Raw genomic sequence first — 1,230 nt, 5'->3', positions numbered from 1 at the left:
CTGTTATGCCGTGCTCGCGGTTATGCCGATGATGCTCGGGCGGTCCTGGTCAGCGGCGGTGGGCGGGCTGCGGTTGTCGGCATAATCGTGTGATCCTGATCGGCTGGTCTTCTCAACTTGAGGAGACAGGAGAGCAGTTCATGGTCAGGATCGAGATCGAGGGACGCGGTGTGCTCATCGCCGGTCCACTGGAAGACATAGCCCGCCGGTTCGAGGACGAGCTTGTCCGGCGGGGGTTCACGCGGAAGTCGCTGATGAACCAGTTGCGGCTGCTGGCCCATCTGTCCCGGTGGCTGCAGGCGCAGGGCATCGCGGTGGGCGAGTTGACGGCGGGGCAGGTCGAGGTGTTCCTCGCTGAGCGGCGCCGCACCCACACGGGCCTGTTCTCGCGAAAGGCGCTTGGCCCGACGCTGGAATGGCTCGCCTACGAGGGCGTGATCCCGGCCGCGGCGACCATCGCGCCGACGGCTACCGATCCGGTGGAGTTGGTCGGGTTTGAGGGGTATCTGCGCGTTGAGCGTCACCTGGCGGCGTCCACGATCGCGGCAAACGTGGCCCGGGCGCGCAGGTTCCTCGCCGGGTATGCCCCGCCAGAAGGAGCGGTCGCGTTGACCGCGGCGGAGGTGACGCGGGCGCTATTGGACGAGGGCGTCACCCGTCGCCCGGTGTCGGTGAAGGCGTTCGGATACACGCTCCGGGCGCTGCTGAGGTTCTTCTTCATCACCGGTGTGACCAGTCACGACCTTTCGGCGGCGACGCTGGTGATCCGTTCCCCGCAACCCTCCCGCCTTCCCGTCGGCGCGAGTCGCGACGAGGTGGCTGCACTCTTGGTCTCTTGCGACCGTGACACCAGCGCGGGACTGCGCGACCACGCGGTGCTCTTGCTCCTGGCCCACCTCGGGCTGCGTGCGATCGAGGTCGCCCGGCTCCGACTGGACGACCTCGACTGGCGCCGTGGCGAGATTCTCGTGCGGGGCAAGGGCAATCGTGACGAGCGGCTCCCGCTGCCCGCCGAGGTCGGTGAAGCGGTCGTCGCCTACCTGCAAGAGGCGCGCCCTGCCGGAGTCGGGTTCCGGGAGGTGTTCGCCGCCGACCGCGCGCCGCTTCGTCCCTTGACACGGGAAGCGGTCGGCGGGATCGTCGAACGCGCCTGCGACCGGGCGAGCCTGGCGAGGTTCGGGGCGCACCGGCTGCGGCACACCCTCGGCGAGCAGATGGTCGCCGCCGCGG

Annotated in this window: 1 protein-coding gene; it reads left to right on the top strand. The window is 69.3% G+C overall.

Annotation, left to right across the window (positions count from 1 at the left end):
- Positions 1-89: 89 nt before the first annotated feature.
- Positions 90-1,230: tyrosine-type recombinase/integrase (locus tag LOK55_RS13905; protein WP_229935844.1), on the top strand; the 1,141-nt coding region annotated here is incomplete at its 3' end.

Origin of the sequence: Microbacterium sp. F2E, assembly GCF_020905435.1 — a bacterium.
In the GTDB taxonomy this organism is placed as follows: Bacteria; Actinomycetota; Actinomycetes; order Actinomycetales; family Microbacteriaceae; genus Microbacterium; species Microbacterium lacticum.
Note: the sequence above shows the minus strand (reverse complement) of the source record. Positions and strands in the feature narration are given on the sequence as shown.